Here is a 19,698-nt window from a genome sequence, read left to right on the forward strand (position 1 = left end):
CACGCGAAAAACCCGGCGATGTCGGCGATCATCCCCGGGATACTGGTCGCCCATGGATGAGGTCGAAGTCGTCGTCGCCCATTCCGAGCGCGCGACTCTGCGCGTCGGCGACGTGTTCCTGAAGGTGGACAGCGACCAGACGCGCATCGACGTCGAGGTCGAGGCGATGTCCCTCGCTCCGGTCCCCACCCCGCAGGTCCTGTGGCGCAAGCCGCACGTGCTGGCGGTCGCCGCCCTCCCTGGGACGACGCTCGGGCGCCTCGGCGGGCCGTCCACCGGGTCGCCGGCGGCCTGGGCGGCGGCGGGCGCCGCGATCCGGAAGCTGCACGACGCACCGCTGCCGCCCCGGACGGGCGGGGCCGGGCGGAGCATCGGCGCGCTGGCGGCGGAGCTCGACGAGGAGTGCGGGTTGCTCGTGACGCACGGCGTCCTGCCCGCCGACCTGGTCACCCGCAACCGCCGGGTGGCCGAGGCCGCGCTGCGGCCGTGGACTCCGGCGTTCACACACGGCGACCTGCAGATCGCGCACGTCTTCGTCGACGGCGACGAGGTCACGGGCATCATCGACTGGTCCGAGGCGGGCCAGGGGGATGCCCTCCACGACCTCGCCACCTTCACGCTCGGACACGAGGAGCACCTCGACGACCTGATCGCCGGTTATGGCACCGACGTCGACCTCGACGTGATCCGCGCATGGTGGTCGTTGCGGAGCCTGCTGATCGTCCGCTGGCTGAGCGAGCACGGCTTCGACCCCTTCGCGCCGGGTTGTGAGGTCGACGTACTGAGATCCCGGATGTGAGGCCGCGCGCGCCCGACTCCGGCTCGTGAAGCCGCTGCCGGACTCCGTCTCCTCGTCCCGACTCGCTCGCCCCCCTGGCCGGCGTCACCGAGAACTGACGCACTGTCATTCACAGAGGTCCAGAAACCTCCTTGTGCCCGGAGACGTAGGGTGCCTGCGTGACTGCGTTTACCGATGAGAACGTGCCGGGCCGCTTCGGCCCCACCGCCACCACCGAGGCCGACCCCCGCCAGGTCGGCAGGGTGCGGACCGAGTACTCCCCCGCGCACGACGGGGACCCGGACCCCGGCGAGATCGTGTGGACCTGGGTGCCCTTCGAGGAGAACGACGGCCGCGGCAAGGACCGCCCGGTGCTCGTCGTCGCCCGCGAGAGCGCCGGCACCCTGCTCGCCGTGCAGCTGTCCAGCAAGCGGCACGACGGCGACCGGGAGTGGGTGGCGATCGGCAGCGGGCCCTGGGACCGATCCGGGCGCGACTCCTGGATCGACGTGGACCGGGTGCTGCGGCTGCACGAGGACGGCATGCGCCGCGAGGCCTGCGCCCTGGACCGGGGGCGGTTCAACCTGGTGCGACAGCGGCTGGCGGAGCGCTACGGCTGGAGCTGAACGCGAGGCCCCGGCCTGACCGACCGGGGCCTCGCGCAGGTCATGCCGGTTCGGGCTGCGGCTCCAGTTGCCGTGCCGGAGCTGCCGTCGGTTCCCACGCTCTGGTGGTCCGCACATAGTCGTGGACCACCGAGATCATCGCGAGCAGGAGCAGCGGCCCGAACAGCCACGGGAGCCTGGCCATGTCCATCGGCAGATAGCGGTACGACACCAACAGCGCGGCGAACACCGTTGCGCCGTGGGCGACCAGCTGGATGCCCGACCGGTCCCAGCCGCGGCCGTGGGCGCGCAGAGCTCCCTCGATGGTGAGCGTGAACACCACGCCTGCGATGAGGTCCGCGCCGTAGTGGTAGCCGAATCCCAGGGTGGCGCAGAGCGTCGCGATCAGCCAGAAGGTGCCGGCGAAGCGCAGGGCCCGTGGGCCCTTCCGGGAGTGGATGAAGATCGCGGTGGCCCATGCCGTGTGCAGGCTGGGCATGCAGTTACGGGGGGTGTAGGCGTCGAACGGCATCGGGTGCGGGGCGTGGAGCGGCGGCGCCGTGCCCGGCCACAGGTCGGCCACCGCCCAGTGCACGGTGGGCAGCGCGTCCGGCCCCAGATCGGGCGAGGGCCACTGGTCGGTGCCGGTGCCGTACGCGAAGATCGGTCCGACCACCGGGAAGATCATGTAGATGGCCGGTCCGAGAAGGCCGATCACCAGAAACGTGCGCACCAGATGGTGGCTGGGGAAGCGGCGCTCCGCGGCCACGTTGCGCAGTTGGTACAGCGTCACGACGACGGCGGCCACCGCGAGCTGGCCGTAGACGAGGTCGAGAACATGGAAGCCGACCGGGCCGGTGGCCTTGACGACTCGCCCCACCAGCCACGACGGATTGCCCAGCGCGTGATCGGCGGTTGCCACGTACTGGTCGAGCACCATGTGGCGCGACTTCGACGTGATGAGCAGCCAGGTGTCACCGGTCTTGCGCCCGGCGACCAGCAGCAGGGCCAGCCCGACGCCCTTCAGCAGCAGCAGACGTTCCTGGCCGGTGCGGCGCGTGACGGCGATGACGGCGCAGCCCAGAATGACCCACAACGCGCCGTTGCCGAACGGGTGATGGTTGTCGGTCACCTTGACGTCGCCGGCCCAGCGCACCACCACGAAGACGAGGTCGATGCCGATCGCGGTACCCGCCGCGATGAACCGTTGCCGCCGGGTGAGCACCACCATCATCAAACTCATGCTGCCGTAGAGGAGGAAACCCGATTTCGGGGGCAGTACCACCTCTTGCACCTGGGTCGTGAGCGGCCCCGGCAGGCCGTAGTGGCGCGCGGCGACCTCCAGCGCGAGGAGGAATCCGAGCACCACTACACCCGCCGCGGTCCACAGCATGGTCCGCGGCCGCCACCAGGTGGCGAAGGCTGAACCGGATCTTATTCGCGGAAATGACCGCGATTCTCTGGATATCAATTGGTTGGCCGATTTTTCAGATGTTGGTTAGTCAGGTCGCTTTTTGTGCTGGATTGCATGGCTTTTCGGTAGAGGGCGGACTATGACGGCGATCGTCGCGAGCTCGAACATGCTATCGGGGCGGTGCAAGTGGGTTTCGCTGGTCACGGACGGCCTCGCGATGCCCGCGCCGACTGAGAAGACACCTGTGGCTCGCACAAGGTTCACTCACGCGGCAGTCAGCAGACCGATCCCGAGGGCGATCAGGGCCACGACCTTGGCGACTTCGAGGGCGACGTAGTACAGGTGGTCGCGCGAGCGGGGCAGGTCCTCGCCCGCCAGGACCCGGTCCGACCTGCTGTTGAGGCGCGGGCGCACCGCGAGAAGTTGGGCGAGGAGCAGCACCGCCGCGGCGGTGACCGGACCCAAGACCGGGCCCGGCGGATCGCCCGCCGCGACGGCGGCCAGGACCACGACGGCGAGCACGGCCTCCGCGAGGTTCAGCGCCCGGAACACCAACCGCCCGATCCCCAGCCCGATGGGGAGGGTCACGCCCGGCGCGCGGAACTTCAGCGGTGCTTCCAGGAAGGAGATCGCCAGGACCATGCCGAGCCAGACGAAGGTGGCCGCGACCGCCACCGCGGCCCACGTGGGGTACATCAAGGATGCCTTTCTGCTGTCTGCCGCGGCGCGGGCGCCAGGTGGGCCAGGCACGCATCGGGTTCGGCGAACGGTTCCAGATCTGTCGCGGTCAGCGGGGCGCGCAGCTCGGCCAATGCGCCCTGCATCAGGGCCAGATGCAGCGGGCAGACCAACTGGCCGTACTCCTCGGCGAGTTCCAGGAAGGGGCAGTGCCGCAGCCGGATCCGCGAGGGGACCTCGCCGCCCTCCGGGTCCGGGGCGAAGCCGAGACGGTCCAGCAGCTCGACGAGCCGGCCCGCCGACTCCTCGGGGGTGGGCCGCCAGGACGGGGGCGGCGACTCGACCAGGGAACGGCCCCAGGCCCGGCCGGCCTCCGTCGCGGTGGCCCGCGCGTCGGGCCCCATGGCGGCGATGCGGCCGAGGAGCATCTGTGCGAGCAGCCGATAGCCGCGGGTTCCGCCACGGTCCATGCCCGGCCTCGGGGCGTAGACGGTGCGCGGCCGCCCGCGTCCGGACGGCTCCAGTACCTGCCGCTCGACCAGTCCCTCGCCGGTCAGCGCCTCCAGATGGAAGCGGACGGTGTTGGGGTGGACTCCGATGCGCTCGGCCGTCTCCGCGACGCCGAGCGGGGCCGCGGCCGTGCGCAGCACGTCGAGGACCGCACGACGACGCGCGCTTCTGTGCGCCCCGGGCATGCCCCTCATTCCCCCTCCACCCGCAACCATTTTCTCCAAATAGTACTTGTAATAATTGGTGGGCGGGCGGTAGGGCGGACGTAGGCGGACAGGATGGAGGGGAGCCGATGAGCAAGGCCGACAGGCAGGTCGGTCCGGAGCCGGAGGCCGCGATCCCGCGCATCCTGGGCAACACCGACGCCTTGACCGCCACGGCCTGGAGCGATACCGCGGTGCTGTGGAAGCTCGCCGAGAGCGGACGCCAACTCGACGCCAATCTGGTCCGGTTGACGCCCGGCCGCCACATCCCCCCGCACGCAGAGCCCGACCTGGACGTACTGCTGCTCGTCGTCGAGGGCGACGGCGTCCTCGGCGCCGATCCGCGGGACGAGCAGCAGTCCCTCACCTCCGGCACCCTGCTCTGGCTCCCGCACGGCTCCACCCGCAGCATCACCGCGGGGGACGACGGCCTCGCCTATCTGACGGTCCACCGCCGCCGTGCCGGTCTGCAGATCGGCCAGGCTCCCTGAGACCGCACCCGGACGGGGCCTGCCGGGCACTCCGGAGCCTGTGCGAAAGCCACGAGATGCAACGTTTGACGCCGGGGAACGCGGGGCGTCTCTCGCCCCTCTTCCTGTGTGAGCCCCCCGCAGCATCCCCCGTCTGCGGGGGGCTCACCGGCTCGACTGGGACTGCACCACAGGAAACGCCCGTGCGAACGCGCCTCGGACCGTATGGCCCGTCGTGCGGTCCAGGATCCCGAACGTCACGCGCTCGAAGGCCCCGGAAAACCGGCCCTCGGGGCCGAGCAGCGCCCGGAAGGCGCCCGCCACCTGCGCCGGGTCGTTCTGGAAGACCCCGCAGCCCCAGGCCCCCAGCACCAGGCGCCGGTAGCCGTGGACCACGGCCGTCTCCAGCACCCGCTCGGCGCGGACGGCCAGGGCCTGCGGCAGTTCGGCGGCGCGCTGCGGCGCCGTACGCCTGATGACTCCCGCATTCGGCGCGGCGGCGGTCAGGAAGCCCGCGGTGTACGGCTCGTCCAGCAGGCGGCCGCGGTCGTCGCGGAAGACGGGCACCGCCGGGGAGTGGATGACCCGGTCTGTGTAGAAGGGGTCGCGGTGGGTGCGGTGGTGGTCGTAGAACTCCGGGGCCCCGAGCAGGCACGTGTACAGCGCGGAGGCGCGGCACAGGGCCTCTTCCTGGGCCTGGGCGCCGTTGAGGAAACCGCCGCCCGGGTTGCGGGCCGAGGCGAAGTTCAGCACCGCCACCGGCCCGCCGAGCCGCCGCGCGGCCTCCAGACTGCTCTCGCCGGTGACCTCGAACAACGTGTCCGCAGCGGCGGTCGGTGAGACCTGCACGGGCTCCGGTCCGTACATCCGCGTACCGGCCCGCGCCGCCTCCACCGCCGCGGTGATGGACACCTCGCGCCCGTCGGGCGCCCGATAGACGCCCGCGGCCACGATCTGTTCGGTCTGCTGCGCGATGCCGCGCAGGCGCGCGCTCATGGCGCCACCCCCGTGTGCGCCATGCTCGCGCGCCGTGCGCGCTCCCCCGTCGTGCTCATGGACCGATCGTGGGCGATCCTGGACATGCGGTGCAACAGAGTTTCCACGTCCGCGAACACCCAGGAAAGCCAGAGGAAACGCCCGGAACGAGGAGATTACCGAGTCGGAACGTGCCGATACGCACCCTTGTGCGATGCGGCGGGAGGGTCTTGGGTGGGACGAGTGCTGCCGTCCGGGTACCTGATGGGCCGGGCCGGTGGCACGGTCGAATCTCAGGAGGTTCCCGACATGTCAGATACGCCGAGCGCCGCTCCGGCAAGCGACTGTACGGAGCCCCGCACCGCCCTCACCCCGCCCGAGGTGGAGGCACTGGTCCGGGGCATCTGTTTCAAGACCGGCCCACCCCGAAACGTCGGGGTCGAAGTGGAATGGCTCGTCCACGAGCTGCGCACACCGCAGCTCCCCGTCACACTCCAACGACTCGAAGCGGCCTACGCCGCACTGCGGACCGTGCCCCTGAGGTCGGCGCTCACCATAGAGCCCGGCGGCCAGCTGGAGCTGAGCTCGCCGCCCGCCACCTCCCTGATGGAGTGCATCGGTACCGTCTCCGCCGACCTCGACGCCGTACGCTCGGTCCTCGCCGGGCAGGATCTCGGCCTCGTCGGCATCGGACACGACCCCTGGCATCCACCCCGCCGCTTCCTGCACGAGCGGCGCTACGACGCCATGGAGACCTGTCTGGACCGCACCGGCCCGTCCGGGCGCCGCATGATGTGCACCTCGGCCTCCGTCCAGGTCTGCCTGGACGCCGGATACGAGGAGCCCGGCCCCCTCGGCCACGGCCGCCGCTGGTGGCTGGCGCACCAGCTGGGCGCGGTCCTGGTGGCCGCCTTCGCCCACTCCCCGCTGGCCGGACACGAACCCACCGGCTGGCGCTCCACCCGGCAGCTGCTGTGGCTGGAGATCGGTCCCGGCCGCGCGGGCGCACCCCCGCTGGACGGGGATCCCCGCCGGGCCTGGGCCCGGCACGTCATGGACGCGCCGGTGATGTGCGTACGGAGGGACGACGGGCCCTGGGACGTTCCGCAGGGGCTGACCTTCCGGGAGTGGACCAGGTCGGGGGCGCCCCGGCCACCCACCCGCGAGGACCTCGACTACCACATCACGACACTGTTCCCGCCGGTGAGACCGCGTGGCTTCCTCGAACTACGCATGATCGACGCCCAGCCGGGCGAGGACGGGTGGATCGTCCCGCTCGCCGTGACGAAGGCGCTCTTCGACGACCCGGAGGCCGCCGAGACCGCGTACCGCACCGTGAAGCCGCTGGCCGAACGGGCGCTCTCGCTGCCGGCGCCGCACAATCCGCTGTGGATCGACGCGGCCCGAGGCGGTCTGGCCGACCCCGAGCTGCACGAGGCGGCCGTCGCTTGCTTCACGGCCGCGCTCGACGCCCTGCCCCGGCTCGGCGCCACCACCCAGGTCACGGACGCCGTGGCGGCGTACCTGGACCGCTACGTCATGCAGGGCCGCAGCCCGGCCGACGATCTGCTGGACCGGGTGCGCGGCACCGACCGGCGCCCGCACGGGAAGGATCTCCGCACATCATGACCGACCCCGCCCTCGACGAACCCTCGATCGACGCCGAGACCCTGCGCGAGCGGGCCCTGACCACCCTGACCACCGCTCGCGCCCGCACCACGCTCCTGACCAGCTGTGTCGAGGTGCCCGACCTGACCGCGCAGCACTCGCCGCTGATGTCGCCGCTGGTGTGGGACCTGGCGCACATCGGCAACCAGGAGGAGCTGTGGCTGCTGCGGGCCGTCGCCGGCCGGGAGGCGATGCGGCCCGAGATCGACGGCCTCTACGACGCCTTCGAGCACCCGCGCTCCGAGCGGCCCTCGCTGCCGCTGCTGCCGCCCGCCGAGGCCCGCACCTATGCGGCCGAGGTGCGCGGGCGGGTGATGGACCTGCTGGAAGGCGCCGACTTCCACGGCACCCGGCTCACGGAAGCGGGCTTCGCGTTCGGGATGATCGCGCAGCACGAGCAGCAGCACGACGAGACGATGCTGATCACCCATCAGCTCCGCAAGGGCCCACAGGCCCTGACCGCCCCGGACCCGGATCCGGTCCCGCTGTTCACGGGCCCGGCCGAAGTCCTCGTCCCCGGCGGCCCGTTCACCATGGGCACCTCCACCGAGCCGTGGGCTCTGGACAACGAACGGCCCGCGCACCGGCGCGAGGTGGCGCCGTACTACATCGACACCACCCCGGTGACGAACGCCGCCTACCAGGCGTTCATCGACGACGGCGGCTACGACAACGAGCGGTGGTGGACGGCGGCCGGCTGGGCGCACATCCGCGAGCACTCCGTGCACGCCCCACTCTTCTGGAAGCGCGACGGCAAGCAGTGGCTGCGGCGCCGCTTCGGCATCACCGAGGTCGTACCGCCCGACGAGCCGGTCGTGCACGTGTGCTGGTACGAGGCCGACGCCTACGCCCGCTGGGCCGGACGGCGGCTGCCCACCGAGGCCGAATGGGAGAAGGCCGCCCGCCACGACCCCGCGAGCGGCCGCTCGATGCGCTACCCGTGGGGTGACGCCGACCCGGCGCCCGAGCACGCCAACCTCGGTCAGCGGCATCTGCGCCCGGCCCCGGCCGGCAGCTACCCCGCAGGCGAATCCCCGCTCGGCGTACGGCAGTTGATCGGCGACGTGTGGGAGTGGACGTCGAGCGACCTGGCGCCCTACCCCGGCTTCGAGGCCTTCCCGTACAAGGAGTACTCGGAGGTGTTCTTCGGGCCGGAGTACAAGGTGCTGCGCGGCGGTTCGTTCGCCGTGGACCCGGTGGCCTGCCGGGGGACGTTCCGCAACTGGGACTACCCGATCCGGCGGCAGATCTTCTCCGGGTTCCGCACCGCCCGCTCCGCGGGAGACGTCTGATGTGCCGTCATCTGGCCTATCTGGGGCCCGAGGAGCCGCTCGGCCGCGTCCTCGTGGAGCCCGCGCACGGCCTCTACCGCCAGTCGTGGGCGCCCCGGCGGCAGCGGTACGGGACGGTGAACGCCGATGGTTTCGGGGTGGGTTGGTACGCCGAGGGCGACCCGGTGCCGGCCCGCTACCGCAGGGCCGGGCCCATCTGGGCCGACCTGTCCTTCGCCGACCTGGCCCGCGTCGTGCGCTCGGGGGCGGTCCTGGCCGCCGTACGGGACGCGACGCTGTCGGGCGCCGACGCGGAGGCCGCGGCGGCGCCGTACGCGGCCGGGCCCTGGCTGTTCAGCCACAACGGTGCCGTGAAGGGGTGGCCGGGTTCGCTGGCTCCCCTGGTGGCGAGCCTGCCCGCGGTCGACGTGCTGTCGATGGAGGCCCGCAACGACTCGGCGCTCGTGTGGGCGCTGGTTCTCGCACGGCTGCGCGCCGGCGACAACGAGGCGCAGGCGCTGGCCGACACGGTCGTGGAGGTCGCCGAGGCGGCGCCCGGATCCCGCCTCAACCTGCTGCTCACCAACGGCGAAACCATCACCGCGACCACCTGGGGCGACACCCTCTGGTACCTGTCCCGGCCCGGCCGCAGCACCGTCGTGGCCTCCGAGCCCTACGACGACGACCCGCACTGGCAGGAGGTCCCCGACCGCACCCTGCTCGCGGCGAGCCGCACCGACGTGCTGCTCACCCCCCTCAAGGAACCGAGCGACGCCTCGGCCCCCGCACTGCCGAAGGAGCCCCGTACGTGAGTCCGTTCCTTCTCACCCGCACCCTGCCCGAGGACGCCACGGACGCCGCCCTGCGCGCGGACGTCCTGCACGGCCTCACCGGCACACCCAAGACGCTGCCGCCGAAGTGGTTCTACGACGCCCACGGCAGCGAGCTGTTCGAGCAGATCACCGAGCTGCCCGAGTACTACCCCACGCGCGCCGAGCGGGAGATCCTCATCGCCCGCTCCGCCGAGATCGCCGCGGCGACACACGCCCGCACCCTGATCGAACTCGGCTCCGGGTCGTCGGAGAAGACGCGCTACCTGCTGGACGCGCTGACCGAGCTGCACACCTACGTGCCCGTCGACGTCAGTGAGAGCGCGCTCACCCAGGCCGGGCAGGCACTCGTCGCCGAGCGTCCCGGCCTCCAGGTCCATGCGCTGATCGCCGACTTCACGGCGAGCGTGACGCTGCCGGACACGCCGGGGCCCCGGCTGATCGCGTTCCTCGGCGGCACGATCGGCAACCTGCTGCCGGTCGAACGGGCCGCCTTCCTCGCCTCGATCCGCTCCCTGCTGTCCCCCGGTGACGCGCTGCTGCTCGGCACGGACCTGGTCAAGGACGAGGAGGTACTGGTCCGGGCGTACGACGACGCGGCCGGAGTGACGGCGGCGTTCAACAAGAACGTCCTGGCCGTCGTCAACCGCGAGTTGGGCGCCGACTTCGATCCGGACGCCTTCGAGCACGTAGCCCTGTGGGACACCGCCAACGAGTGGATCGAGATGCGCCTGCGCTCACGCTCCGCGCAGTCGGTGAAGATCCCCGCCCTCGACCTCGCCGTCGACTTCGACGCGGGCGAGGAGCTGCGCACCGAGGTGTCGGCGAAGTTCCGCAAAGAAGGCGTACGGAGCGAACTGTCCGCGGCGGGGCTGGAGCTGGCCCACTGGTGGACGGACGAGGAGGGTCGGTTCGCGCTGTCGCTGAGCGTGGCGCGCTGATCTCCGCACCCTGGGGCCCGACCGCCGGGAACGGCGGTCGGGCCCGTCACTGGTGAGTGGCCCAACAGCCCATGCCGACGACCGGGTCGCATAACCTCGTGCAGGGAGACGTCGGACGCCGCGAGGAGGCCATGGTGCTCGAAAGGGGCACGCGGTTGCTCGCCGGCGCCATGGTCGTGGCCTGCATGCTGATCGTCGGCCCCAGTGTCCCGGGCGGCGCCCTCTTCGCCAGGTCGCTGCCCGCCGACGCCGCCAGGAATGTCGTGCCCAACCGGGTCATGACATGGAACCTCTGCAACCCCTGCGAGGCGGGCAACGTCGACCGGGCGGCGGAGATCGCCACGTATGCGCCGCAGGTCATCGGCCTGCAGGAAGCGTGCGTGAGTGATGTCGAGCGGATCCGGGACTACCTGAGGCGCCTGTACGGGCTGGTCTACCACGTCGAGTACGGGCCGGTGCTGCGGAGTTGGGGTCGCTGCGGTGGGGCGCCGTGGCGTCCGGGAGGTTTCGGCCAGGCGGTCCTCTCGGCGGCGCCGATGACGGACCGCGTCACCGTGGAATACCCCGACGGCGGTTCCGAGGACCGTGGCTACATGGCCGTCACCACCACGGTGGACGGCCGGCCCGTCCGGGTCTTCAACACCCACCTCGCCCAACGGCGTCAAGAGGCAGTCCGCGCGGACCAGACCGCCGTACTCGCCGCCGAGGTCGCCCGGCACGACCGCGCCATCGTCCTCGGCGACTTCAACGCCGTGCCGGACGCCCCCGAACTCGCCCGGATGTGGGCACTGGCCGCCGACGCGGACCCCCGGTGCCGCCCCTCGCGCGCCGGCACCTGCGAGCCGACCACCGACTGGTACAGCAGGTTCGACTACGTGTTCCTACGAGGCATCGCCCCGCTCGAGCACCGCGTGCAACCCACCTCGTACTCGGATCACCACCTGCTCTTCGCCGACCTGGACGCAGCGTAAGCGGCAGTCAGCGACTTCGACGGTCCGAAAATTCTTCGAAACTTTCGAGATATCACGCCCGGTCGTCGTCCGGATATCCCGATCCGTGGCAGATAACCGCTGTCCAAGACTCCGAATGTTTCGTGATCAATGCCGAAACTATTGACGCTTGACGGGGACAGGCCAACACTGTTCGACCAATACCCGGCCTCGGACATCGAGGAGGAACCCCACATGAACGGCAAACCCGCACTGCCGATGAACCGCAGGACCGCCTGCGGCCTGCTGCTGGGCGCCGCGTCGGTGCTGGCTCTGCCCGGCACCGCCCGCGCCGCCACGGTCATCACCACGAACCAGACCGGCACCAACAACGGCTTCTACTACTCGTTCTGGACCGACGCCCAGGGCACCGTCTCCATGACTCTGAACTCCGGCGGCAACTACAGCACCAGCTGGAGGAACACCGGCAACTTCGTCGCCGGCAAGGGCTGGAGCACCGGCGCACGCAGGAACGTGAGCTACTCGGGCAGCTTCAACCCGTCCGGCAACGGCTATCTGTCGCTGTACGGATGGACCTCGAACCCGCTCGTCGAGTACTACATCGTCGACAACTGGGGCACCTACCGGCCCACGGGCGCGTACAAGGGCACGGTCTCCAGCGACGGCGGCACGTACGACATCTACCAGACGACGCGGTACAACGCCCCGTCCGTCGAGGGCAACAAGACCTTCAACCAGTACTGGAGCGTGCGGCAGTCGAAGCGGACCGGCGGCACCATCACCACCGGCAACCACTTCGACGCCTGGGCCCGCGCCGGAATGCCCCTCGGCAGTTTCAAGTACTACATGATCCTCGCGACCGAGGGTTACCAGAGCAGCGGCAGCTCCAACATCACGGTGTCGGGATGAGCACCGGCCGAGGTCTCCCGTTACGTCCCTGGACGACGGCCCTGGCCGCCGTCGCCCTGGCCGCCACGGGCACCCTCACCCTCCACACCGCGCCGGCGCAGGCCGCCACCTGCAACGGCTATGTCGGGCTCACCTTCGACGACGGCCCGTCCGGCAACACACCGGCCCTGCTGAGCGCCCTCAAGCAGAACGGGCTGCGGGCCACGATGTTCAACGAGGGCCGCTACGCCGCCGCCTACCCGGCGCAGGTGAAGGCCCAGGTCGCCGCGGGCATGTGGGTCGGCAACCACAGTTACACGCATCCGCACCTGACCCAGCTCGGCCAGGCGCAGATCGACTCGGAGATCTCCCGCACCCAGCAGGCCGTCGCGGCCGCGGGCGGCGGCACGCCGAGACTCTTCCGGCCGCCGTACGGAGAGACCAACGCGACGGTGAAGGCCGTGGAGGCCAGATACGGTCTGACCGAGATCCTCTGGAACGTCGACTCTCAGGACTGGAACGGCGCCAGTACGGATGCGATCGTGGCCGCCGCCGCACGGCTCACCAACGGGCAGGTCATCCTCATGCACGACTGGCCCGCCAACACGGTCGCCGCGATCCCCCGCATCGCGCAGGGCCTGGCCGCCCGCAATCTGTGCGCGGGCATGATCTCCCCGCAGACAGGGCGCGCCGTGGCCCCGTCCTGACCGGTACCACCCGCACGAACACCGGCCGCCGCCCCGGTCAGGATCCGACGGGGTGGCGGCCCGGCACGGCCACCATCATGCAGAAGCCGGACATCCAGGGTGCGTTCGCTGATGTTGAGGGCCCCACACCACCGTGCGGGCGGTAAGCCAAAGAGCTCCTCGGCCGGCCGCCCACGGGGCACAAGCCTCAACTCCCCCCGTAAAAAATGCCGTTATTGGGTCGCTGGGTGAACGGAGGGTGGTAGGCGGGACGTAAAGAGATATGCCGGGCCTGCGTCGAACGTCAGGCGATCCCGCAGCGATAGGACGATCTTGCCGAACACGGTTTCCCCGACATCCGAAGACCCGCCACGGAGATCCCTGACCGGCAACTGGCCCGTGGCCAGGCGTCTGAGGGCCGTGCTGCTGATCCCGGTCATCGTCGCCCTCGTCCTCGGCGGCATACGGGTCAAGCACTCCGTGGACACCTGGCAGGCAGCCGACGACGCGGTCCGGGTGGCCGAGTTGGTGCAGGCGGCGAACAAGTACGCCGGCGACGCCATCAACGAACGCGACGTGTCCGTCATCCCGCTGCTGAAGGGCGAACGCACCGCCGCCGCAGTCGTGCAGGCCCGCAGCACCACCGACGAGGACGCCAAGGCCTTCGACCGGGCCGTCGACCGCATGCCGCAGAACGCCGGCCTCCTGCGGCGCGTCGGCCTGGTCCGCGCCGGCGAGAAGCAGCTGCCGACGGTGCGCGCGAACGCGTTCACCTCACGCCTGCCCGGTGTGCAGACGGAGGAGAGCTACCACATCGTCCAGCACCCCCTGATGGAGATCTCGAACGAGCTGGGCTTCGGCAGCAACAACCAGGCGAGTTTCGGCCGCACTCTCTACGCCATCTCCCTGACCCAGGCGGCCGAGTCCCTGATCCGCTCCATCGGCACCCATCTGCTGGCCGAGGACCGCGGCACCCTCGCCCCGGGCGAACTGGACAGCCAGCTCGCGTCCTTCCGCTCGTACGCCTATCTCGAAAAGGTCGCGCTCCAGGAGTACGCGGGTGCCGGCACCGCCGAGGACATGGCACGGCTGCGGAAGGCACTGGCGGCCGCGGACACGCGGGGTGAGCAGCAGCGCGCCGAAGCGGCGGCCAGGGCCAAGGCGGCAGGCCGTGGTTACGTCGCCCCGCCCGCCCTGGACGAGATGGTCAGCGAGATCGCCGCGGGCCGGACGACCGCGCGGCTCACCGCCGAGGGCATCACGCCCGAGTCGTTCTTCGCCGCGTCCACGCTCGGCTTCGACGCCTACCGCGGCATCGAGGTCCACCTCACCGACACGGCCCTCGCGGGCGCCCGCGACATCGCCGACGGCGCCCGCCGTGACGCGATCGTCAACGCGGTGCTCGTCCTCGCGTCCGTGCTCGTCGCCTTCCTCCTCGCCGCCTGGGTGGCGCGCACGATGAGCCGCCGAATGCGCCGGCTGAGCGCCTCCGCCATCGAGATCGCCGGACAGCGGCTGCCCGCACTGATCACCCGGCTGTCGCGGGCCACCCCCGTCCAAGTCGACTCCCGGGTCGCCCCCATCCCGATCACCAGCACGGACGAGATCGGCGAGGTCGCCCGCGCCTTCGACCACGTCCACCGTGAGGCCGTGCGGCTCGCCGCGGAACAGGCGCTGCTGCGCGGCAACATCAACACGATCTTCACCAACCTGTCCCGGCGCAACCAGTCCCTGATCGAGCGTCAACTGGCCCTGATCACCGATCTGGAGGACCACGAGACCGACCCGGACCAGCTGGAGAACCTGTTCCGGCTGGACCATCTCGCCACCCGGGTCCGCCGCAACGGCGAGAACCTCCTCGTGCTCGGGGGTGAGAAACCCGCCCACCAGTGGGACCGGCCCCTGCCGCTGATCGACGTCATCCGTGCCGCATCCTCCGAGGTGGAGCAGTACGAGCGCATCGCCTTCTCCGGGATTCCGGAGGCCGAGATCCACGGCCGGGCCGTGACCGACCTCGTCCATCTGCTGGCCGAGCTGCTGGAGAACGCCACCTCGTTCTCCTCCCCGCACTCGGAGGTCCGCGTGACCGCCGTCCAGCTGCCGGACGGCCGCATCATGCTCGAGATCCACGACCAGGGCATCGGCCTGCCGGCGGAGGACTTCGCGATGATCAACCGCAAGCTGGCCAATCCGCCGACCGTGGACGCCGACATCTCCCAGCACATGGGACTGTTCGTGGTCGGCAGGCTGGCGGGCCGGCACGGCATCCGCGTCCAGCTGCGCCCCGCCAGAGAGCAGTCCGGCACGACGTCGCTCGTCATGCTGCCGGACACGATCACCTACCGGACGGCGGCAGAGCAGCCCGACACCGAGACCCTGGCCCTGGCCGCCGTGAAGGAGGCCTCCTCCTCACGGCGCAGCATCTCGACGGAGTCCTTCGCCACGCAGGGGGCGCCGCCGGTCGGTGTCGACGGGTTCCAGGGATACGAGTCCTGGAACGACCGCCCGGCCGACCCGCCGCCGCCCAGGCGCGACGAGGACGCCCGCACACCCCGGGCCAAGGGCGCCCGCTCACGACGGCGTGCACGGCGCGGGCGGGGGCAGGAAAGCGGCTCGGACATGTCGCGCTCCGCTCCGCCTTGGGGCACGGTGGAGTGACGCGTGACGCAGGTGTCACGGCGGAGAGGAGTACCCGCATGACGAACCACACCTACCGGGTCACTGAGATCGTCGGCACCTCACCCGAGGGTGTCGACCAGGCCATCCGCAACGGCATCACCCGCGCCTCGCAGACCCTCCACAACCTGGACTGGTTCGAAGTCACCCAGGTCAGGGGCCAGATCGAGGAGGGCGGGATCGCCCACTGGCAGGTCGGCCTGAAGGTGGGCTTCCGTTTGGACGAGTCGGCCTGACGGGGCGGCTTCGACGGCCACCGAACCACCGGGCAGACGGAACAGGTCCGGGCGGGGGCCGGACGGGCCGAGCAGACGAACCCGGTTCTGGGCAGGCACCGGCCGGACCGGCGAACCTCCCTCCCAGGGCAGACGGAACAGCTTCGGGCAAGCACCGGACCCGCCAGGCAGACCAAGCAGGTTCCGGGCGAGCGCCGGGCGGGCCGGGCAGACGGGTCGGTCTGTGGCCAGACCAGTGGGGAACCGGGCAGAGGGCATCCTCCCGCTCGGGGCCCAAGCCGGGCGGGCAGGACGGCCCGTGGAGAGGCCCGCAGGGCGAACAGAAGACACAGCCGCCGGCGGGCTGCGCCAGACGAACCGGCCTCCGCGCTCGCACCAGACGCGCCGGACCGGCGACAAAGATCCGCCCGCGGATGACCCAGCAAGCCCCGCAAACATGCCGCCCCCAGGACCAACACCCGCTGGAGCGGGTAGATGAGCCGGCCTGCACACCCGCTTGCGGATAAGCAATGCCGCGCAGTCCGGCGAAGTCGACCCGCCACTGCCGACAGCACTGCGGCCGCGCTGAGCCTGCCGGGCCCACCAAGCCCGACCTGCCCGCGCGGACAGGCTCCCCACACGCCGGCCAGAAGGCGCCCATCGGGCCGGCCACGAGGGCCCGCCGGTCGTCGCACTGGTGCGTGACGCGCCGGGGCACCTCAGTCGGCCGCCGAGGAAGCGCCCGGCGGCAGGTTCCCTGGCCGGACCCGTCAGGTCCGCCCCTCCACCTCCTGCGCCGTCTCCAGAGCGGCCGATGGGGCGGTCCAGTGGGCCCGTACGACCGGGAAGCCGGCCCGTTCGGCGTCCTCGCACACCAACTCGTCGTCGTCCACGAACACGCGGACCTCCCGGGTGCGGGCCAGGCTGCGCAGGATCTCCAGCTTGGTGCGGCGGGCGGGCCTGCGGTCGTCGTTGCGGCGCATGTGGACGCGCCCGTCGGGCAGGCCCTGCGCGGCGAGCCAGTCCAGCGTGTCGCGCCGGCAGCGCTCGGGCCGGCCGGTGAGGTAGACGATCTCGCACTCCTTCGCACTCTCCAGGACCAGTGCGATGCCCTCCGGGATCGGCGGGTCGGCCGGTGCGGCGGCGAAGAACGCGTCCCAGTCGCGCGGCTTGCGTTCCAGGAACCGCTGGCGGTGGGCCGTGTCGGCGAGGGTGTTGTCCAGGTCGAACACGGCGATCGGGCGCTTGCTGCTGTCGGTCACACGCCCACCCTAGATCTGTCCCGCTTGCCCGGTTCAGGACGTGACTCCGTGGGTGGGAGCCAGCGATGTGTGTCGACGATCAGCGATGGCCGGCCGGCACGGCCGCGAGGCCCTCTTGCAGGTCCTTCACGAAATACTCGGGAACTTCCAGAGCCGGGGAATGTCCCCCGGTTTCGGGCGAACTCCATCGGATGATCTGCTGGTACCGCTCCTGTGCCCCTCGCAGTGGACTCCTGCACCCTGGGCGCTGCAGTCGTTGATGACCTGGACAGCAGGCGCAGGGAGTGCGTCCTGGAGCGCGGCTGCTGTCGCTGCGGCGTGAATCGACTCCCTCAGTTCCCGGGCGAGGTGGAGCTTGGCAGCGTGGAAGACGCCCTCGGCGTGATCGCCGCCGCCGCGATCAGCAGCATCGCGGGCGAACGCGACGGAAAACCGGCCTTGTGTGCATCACCGACCTGCCGAGCCGCCTTCAGAAGGCGCGTTTCCAGGCCCAACAGCGCAACCCCGGATCAGCGGAGTGATCGCTGCCCTGCCCAAGCCTCAGTCGGAGGCGTCAGGGACGCTCTGCAGGAAGTCGACGAGCACTGCGGTGAGTTCGGCGGGGGCGTCCTCCTGGACCAGGTGGCCTGCGCCCGTGACGGGTTCGAGGCGCGCGCCCGGGATGCAGGCGGTGAGTTCGTGGCCCTTCGCCGGTGGGATCCAGGTGTCCTCCCGGCCCCAGCACACCAGGACCGGGATGCCGATCTCGCCGTAGCGGTCCTGAATCTCGTCGGTGTGGCGCTGGTCCGCGTGGGCGATCTGCCGGTAGAACGCCGCCTGGCCCACCTCCCCGAGCCAGGGCCGAGCGAGCCGGTCCAGCACGGCGGGGTGCAGGCCGGGGCTGCTGGCCGAGCCGATGTACTCGCGTACCAGCGCGCGGTGCAGGGCGGGCGGCAGTTGCTCGAAGACCTCGCAGTGCCCGCCGACCAGCCGGAAGAACGGCGATCCCCAGGGCGCCAGCGCCACCGGGTCGACGAGGGCGAGCGCCCGGTAGCGGGCTCCGTGCAGCAGATGCGCCCGCAGGGAGACGGCACCGCCGAAGTCGTGGGCGACCACGAGTGGTTCGGCAAGTCCCCAGTGCGCCAGGAGTTCGGCGAAGACCCGGCCCTGCGCGGCGAGGGAGACGTCCTGCCCGGCGGACATCTGCGATGCGCCGTACCCGGGCATGTCCCACACGAACACCTGGTGCCGGCGCGCGAGCGAACGGGCCACGGCCCGCCAGACGTACGAGGAGAAAGGGGTGCCGTGGCAGAGGACGACCGGGTTTCGTCCGGGCTCGCCGAGGTGGTCCCAGCGGACGTCTCCGGAGGTACTGCGGAAGGTCTTGGTCAGCAGCCAGTCACTCACGGGGCAACTCCCGGGTTCTGTCTCTTCGATCGGCTCGTTGAGCCTCTGGGAAATCACTGGGCAGTCGACTTGGTCTTGTCCAAACAGAAGGCTTGAGGGCCCAGTTCTCGTAGAGCGGCGAGTACCGCCCTGACTCTAGGAACTTCGTGAGTGCGGTAAATACCTGTTCCTCCGAGATGTGCCAACACTGCAAAGAAACCTTCTGCGGTCCGGAACTCATCCTCGAAGAGACCGAAGGCATGTGGTAGGGCGTGGCAGATTGGCAGACCTATCCTTCGCAATCGGAATGTATTGAGCAGGGCATTGGCCTGATAGCGAATGCGATCATTGGCGGTTACAGATCCCTCCTGCGAGAAGCCGATTCCAGGGTCGATGGCGATTCGATCGACTCCCACCGAGCGAGCGCGTTCCACGCGCCTCTCAAAGTAGTCAAGCATCCCAGGGATGGGGTCTTCACGGATACCTTTTGCGTTCACCTCGCGAGAGTTCTCACCTTTGATGTGACAAAGAATGATCGTCGCCTGATGGTCAGCCACTATGGGGAATATTTCACCGTCTGAGGCCAATCCACCGGAGTAATTCAAAAGGAGGGCTCCCGCCTCCAGGCACGATCGAGCCACGGCAGGCTCGTAAGTCTCGATTGAGACGACTACACCTTGCTCGGCAAGTTCCTTCACGACTGGCACAAGTGCGGAGATTTGTTCGCGTGCCGTCACCCGCACAGTACGGGGATTACTGGACTCGGCCCCGATATCGACAATATCGGCTCCTTGTGCCGCAAGGATACGCCCTTTTCTGATAGCAGAGCCAGTCGAGGTCGCGACACTTTCTCTATATGTCGAGTCATGAGAAAGGTTGACACATCCCATTATGACAGGAGTGGCGTCGACATCGATTATACGATTGCCCACGCGAAGTAGGTCGACGGGCAAGGAGAGATCACCCTCAAACTGCCGTGCCAAATCGAGCAAATCAGTAAGGGAAATCATCCGACCTCACTCTGAATTAAGATTCATATCGCGAACCACTGTCAATGACTGTCCGGGGAAGCCCGGCCGATAAGCGTGGCACATGCTCACCACTCACGTCCGGGGTGCGGCAGTGGTTGGGGATGGATGGCGGCACTGTCGGTTCACCCAAGGAGGCGACCGCGCCGGGCCGCAGGTGCGTTTGCCAGCGCCCGCGGGAGGGTTCTGGCTTCCGGGCGTGAACCTGCTTCGCGGCTTCCGCCACGCGGTCACCCCCGTCCACCCCCGCCACCGGGGCCCCGCCGAGCGGCGCTCAGATCCTGC

Annotated in this window: 19 protein-coding genes and 2 pseudogenes; 12 read left to right on the forward strand and 9 right to left on the reverse strand. The window is 70.2% G+C overall.

Annotated elements, in window-relative coordinates; translation table 11 throughout:
• Positions 1–52 precede the first annotated feature (52 nt).
• Both ACWC1K_RS03175 and ACWC1K_RS03180 read left to right on the forward strand, forming a co-directional pair.
• Positions 53–799: a phosphotransferase family protein gene (locus tag ACWC1K_RS03175; protein WP_450828402.1), complete on the forward strand. Its 747-nt coding sequence runs from the start codon at positions 53–55 to the stop codon at positions 797–799.
• 158 nt (positions 800–957) lie between these two features.
• Positions 958–1,404, forward strand: coding sequence for a type II toxin-antitoxin system PemK/MazF family toxin (locus ACWC1K_RS03180; protein ID WP_123969191.1), 447 nt, complete (start codon positions 958–960; stop codon positions 1,402–1,404).
• A gap of 40 nt (positions 1,405–1,444) precedes the next feature.
• Here ACWC1K_RS03180 and ACWC1K_RS03185 read toward each other — a convergent pair whose 3' ends face one another.
• The 3 genes from ACWC1K_RS03185 to ACWC1K_RS03195 all read right to left on the reverse strand — a co-directional run bounded on the left by ACWC1K_RS03185 (position 1,445) and on the right by ACWC1K_RS03195 (position 4,179).
• Entirely contained in the window at positions 1,445–2,776 is a 1,332-nt protein-coding gene (locus ACWC1K_RS03185) for a phosphatase PAP2 family protein (RefSeq protein ID WP_450828404.1), read from the reverse strand.
• A gap of 285 nt (positions 2,777–3,061) precedes the next feature.
• Entirely contained in the window at positions 3,062–3,493 is a 432-nt protein-coding gene (locus ACWC1K_RS03190) for a hypothetical protein (RefSeq protein WP_450828406.1), read from the reverse strand.
• The gene (locus tag ACWC1K_RS03195) at positions 3,493–4,179 is read right to left on the reverse strand and encodes a helix-turn-helix transcriptional regulator (protein WP_450828408.1); all 687 of its coding nucleotides are present in this window, start codon (positions 4,177–4,179) and stop codon (positions 3,493–3,495) included. The genes ACWC1K_RS03190 and ACWC1K_RS03195 overlap by 1 nt, the downstream gene beginning before the upstream one ends.
• A gap of 98 nt (positions 4,180–4,277) precedes the next feature.
• Here ACWC1K_RS03195 and ACWC1K_RS03200 point away from each other — a divergent pair, with 98 nt between their 5' ends.
• Positions 4,278–4,679: a cupin domain-containing protein gene (locus tag ACWC1K_RS03200; RefSeq protein ID WP_450828410.1), complete on the forward strand. Its 402-nt coding sequence runs from the start codon at positions 4,278–4,280 to the stop codon at positions 4,677–4,679.
• Positions 4,680–4,823: 144 nt separating this feature from the next.
• Here ACWC1K_RS03200 and ACWC1K_RS03205 read toward each other — a convergent pair whose 3' ends face one another.
• Positions 4,824–5,654, reverse strand: a complete 831-nt coding sequence (locus tag ACWC1K_RS03205; RefSeq protein ID WP_450828412.1) for a TIGR02452 family protein — start codon at positions 5,652–5,654, stop codon at positions 4,824–4,826.
• Between the two features lie 288 nt (positions 5,655–5,942).
• Between ACWC1K_RS03205 and egtA the strand changes: the two genes are divergently transcribed.
• The 9 genes from egtA (at position 5,943) to ACWC1K_RS03250 (ending at position 15,779) form a co-directional block, all read left to right on the forward strand.
• A complete protein-coding gene (gene egtA, locus ACWC1K_RS03210) occupies positions 5,943–7,262 on the forward strand; it encodes an ergothioneine biosynthesis glutamate--cysteine ligase EgtA (RefSeq protein ID WP_450828414.1) in 1,320 nt (439 codons plus the stop codon).
• Positions 7,259–8,593, forward strand: a complete 1,335-nt coding sequence (egtB, locus tag ACWC1K_RS03215) for an ergothioneine biosynthesis protein EgtB (protein WP_450828416.1) — start codon at positions 7,259–7,261, stop codon at positions 8,591–8,593. The genes egtA and egtB overlap by 4 nt, the downstream gene beginning before the upstream one ends.
• Positions 8,593–9,384, forward strand: coding sequence for an ergothioneine biosynthesis protein EgtC (gene egtC / locus ACWC1K_RS03220; protein ID WP_450828418.1), 792 nt, complete (start codon positions 8,593–8,595; stop codon positions 9,382–9,384). The genes egtB and egtC overlap by 1 nt, the downstream gene beginning before the upstream one ends.
• Entirely contained in the window at positions 9,381–10,343 is a 963-nt protein-coding gene (gene egtD, locus ACWC1K_RS03225) for an L-histidine N(alpha)-methyltransferase (RefSeq protein WP_450828420.1), read from the forward strand. Before egtC ends, egtD begins: the two co-directional genes overlap by 4 nt.
• A gap of 131 nt (positions 10,344–10,474) precedes the next feature.
• Positions 10,475–11,314 carry an endonuclease/exonuclease/phosphatase family protein gene (locus ACWC1K_RS03230; RefSeq protein ID WP_450828707.1) on the forward strand — a complete coding sequence of 280 codons (840 nt, stop codon included), beginning with the start codon at positions 10,475–10,477 and terminating at the stop codon, positions 11,312–11,314.
• A 213-nt stretch (positions 11,315–11,527) separates the two neighbouring features.
• The gene (locus tag ACWC1K_RS03235) at positions 11,528–12,202 is read left to right on the forward strand and encodes a glycoside hydrolase family 11 protein (protein ID WP_450828422.1); all 675 of its coding nucleotides are present in this window, start codon (positions 11,528–11,530) and stop codon (positions 12,200–12,202) included.
• A complete protein-coding gene (locus ACWC1K_RS03240) occupies positions 12,199–12,888 on the forward strand; it encodes a polysaccharide deacetylase family protein (protein ID WP_450828424.1) in 690 nt (229 codons plus the stop codon). Before ACWC1K_RS03235 ends, ACWC1K_RS03240 begins: the two co-directional genes overlap by 4 nt.
• Before the next feature lie 378 nt (positions 12,889–13,266).
• Positions 13,267–15,525 carry a nitrate- and nitrite sensing domain-containing protein gene (locus ACWC1K_RS03245; protein ID WP_450828426.1) on the forward strand — a complete coding sequence of 753 codons (2,259 nt, stop codon included), beginning with the start codon at positions 13,267–13,269 and terminating at the stop codon, positions 15,523–15,525.
• A gap of 38 nt (positions 15,526–15,563) precedes the next feature.
• Entirely contained in the window at positions 15,564–15,779 is a 216-nt protein-coding gene (locus ACWC1K_RS03250; protein ID WP_450828428.1) for a dodecin, read from the forward strand.
• Between the two features lie 749 nt (positions 15,780–16,528).
• Here ACWC1K_RS03250 and ACWC1K_RS03255 read toward each other — a convergent pair.
• The 5 genes and pseudogenes from ACWC1K_RS03255 to ACWC1K_RS03275 all read right to left on the reverse strand — a co-directional run bounded on the left by ACWC1K_RS03255 (position 16,529) and on the right by ACWC1K_RS03275 (position 19,395).
• Positions 16,529–17,020 (reverse strand): phosphatase domain-containing protein, encoded by a 492-nt coding sequence (locus ACWC1K_RS03255; protein WP_450828430.1) that lies wholly within the window; start codon positions 17,018–17,020, stop codon positions 16,529–16,531.
• 79 nt (positions 17,021–17,099) lie between these two features.
• A pseudogene (locus ACWC1K_RS03260) lies at positions 17,100–17,243 on the reverse strand (epoxide hydrolase); the annotation flags it as partial.
• A 14-nt stretch (positions 17,244–17,257) separates the two neighbouring features.
• A pseudogene (locus tag ACWC1K_RS03265) lies at positions 17,258–17,380 on the reverse strand (ABATE domain-containing protein); the annotation flags it as partial.
• Positions 17,381–17,560: 180 nt separating this feature from the next.
• Complete coding sequence (locus tag ACWC1K_RS03270; protein WP_450828432.1) at positions 17,561–18,406, reverse strand: alpha/beta fold hydrolase; 846 nt, start codon at positions 18,404–18,406, stop codon at positions 17,561–17,563.
• Positions 18,407–18,459: 53 nt separating this feature from the next.
• On the reverse strand, positions 18,460–19,395 hold the full coding sequence (locus ACWC1K_RS03275; protein WP_450828434.1) for a dihydropteroate synthase: 936 nt from the start codon (positions 19,393–19,395) through the stop codon (positions 18,460–18,462).
• Between the last annotated feature and the right edge of the window lie 303 nt (positions 19,396–19,698).

It is taken from the genome of Streptomyces sp. NPDC001492, from assembly GCF_053597275.1.

Bases quoted from the DNA above. Each gene is read 5' to 3' on its own strand.
- ACWC1K_RS03175 (WP_450828402.1), top strand. From the start codon at position 53: ATGGATGAGGTCGAAGTCGTCGTCGCCCATTCCGAGCGCGCGACTCTG.
- ACWC1K_RS03185 (WP_450828404.1), bottom strand. From the start codon at position 2,776: ATGCTGTGGACCGCGGCGGGTGTAGTGGTGCTCGGATTCCTCCTCGCG.
- ACWC1K_RS03190 (WP_450828406.1), bottom strand. From the start codon at position 3,493: ATGTACCCCACGTGGGCCGCGGTGGCGGTCGCGGCCACCTTCGTCTGG.
- ACWC1K_RS03195 (WP_450828408.1), bottom strand. From the start codon at position 4,179: ATGAGGGGCATGCCCGGGGCGCACAGAAGCGCGCGTCGTCGTGCGGTC.
- ACWC1K_RS03200 (WP_450828410.1), top strand. From the start codon at position 4,278: ATGAGCAAGGCCGACAGGCAGGTCGGTCCGGAGCCGGAGGCCGCGATC.
- ACWC1K_RS03205 (WP_450828412.1), bottom strand. From the start codon at position 5,654: ATGAGCGCGCGCCTGCGCGGCATCGCGCAGCAGACCGAACAGATCGTG.
- egtA (WP_450828414.1), top strand. From the start codon at position 5,943: ATGTCAGATACGCCGAGCGCCGCTCCGGCAAGCGACTGTACGGAGCCC.
- egtB (WP_450828416.1), top strand. From the start codon at position 7,259: ATGACCGACCCCGCCCTCGACGAACCCTCGATCGACGCCGAGACCCTG.
- egtC (WP_450828418.1), top strand. From the start codon at position 8,593: ATGTGCCGTCATCTGGCCTATCTGGGGCCCGAGGAGCCGCTCGGCCGC.
- ACWC1K_RS03230 (WP_450828707.1), top strand. From the start codon at position 10,475: ATGGTGCTCGAAAGGGGCACGCGGTTGCTCGCCGGCGCCATGGTCGTG.
- ACWC1K_RS03235 (WP_450828422.1), top strand. From the start codon at position 11,528: ATGAACGGCAAACCCGCACTGCCGATGAACCGCAGGACCGCCTGCGGC.
- ACWC1K_RS03240 (WP_450828424.1), top strand. From the start codon at position 12,199: ATGAGCACCGGCCGAGGTCTCCCGTTACGTCCCTGGACGACGGCCCTG.
- ACWC1K_RS03250 (WP_450828428.1), top strand. From the start codon at position 15,564: ATGACGAACCACACCTACCGGGTCACTGAGATCGTCGGCACCTCACCC.
- ACWC1K_RS03275 (WP_450828434.1), bottom strand. From the start codon at position 19,395: ATGATTTCCCTTACTGATTTGCTCGATTTGGCACGGCAGTTTGAGGGT.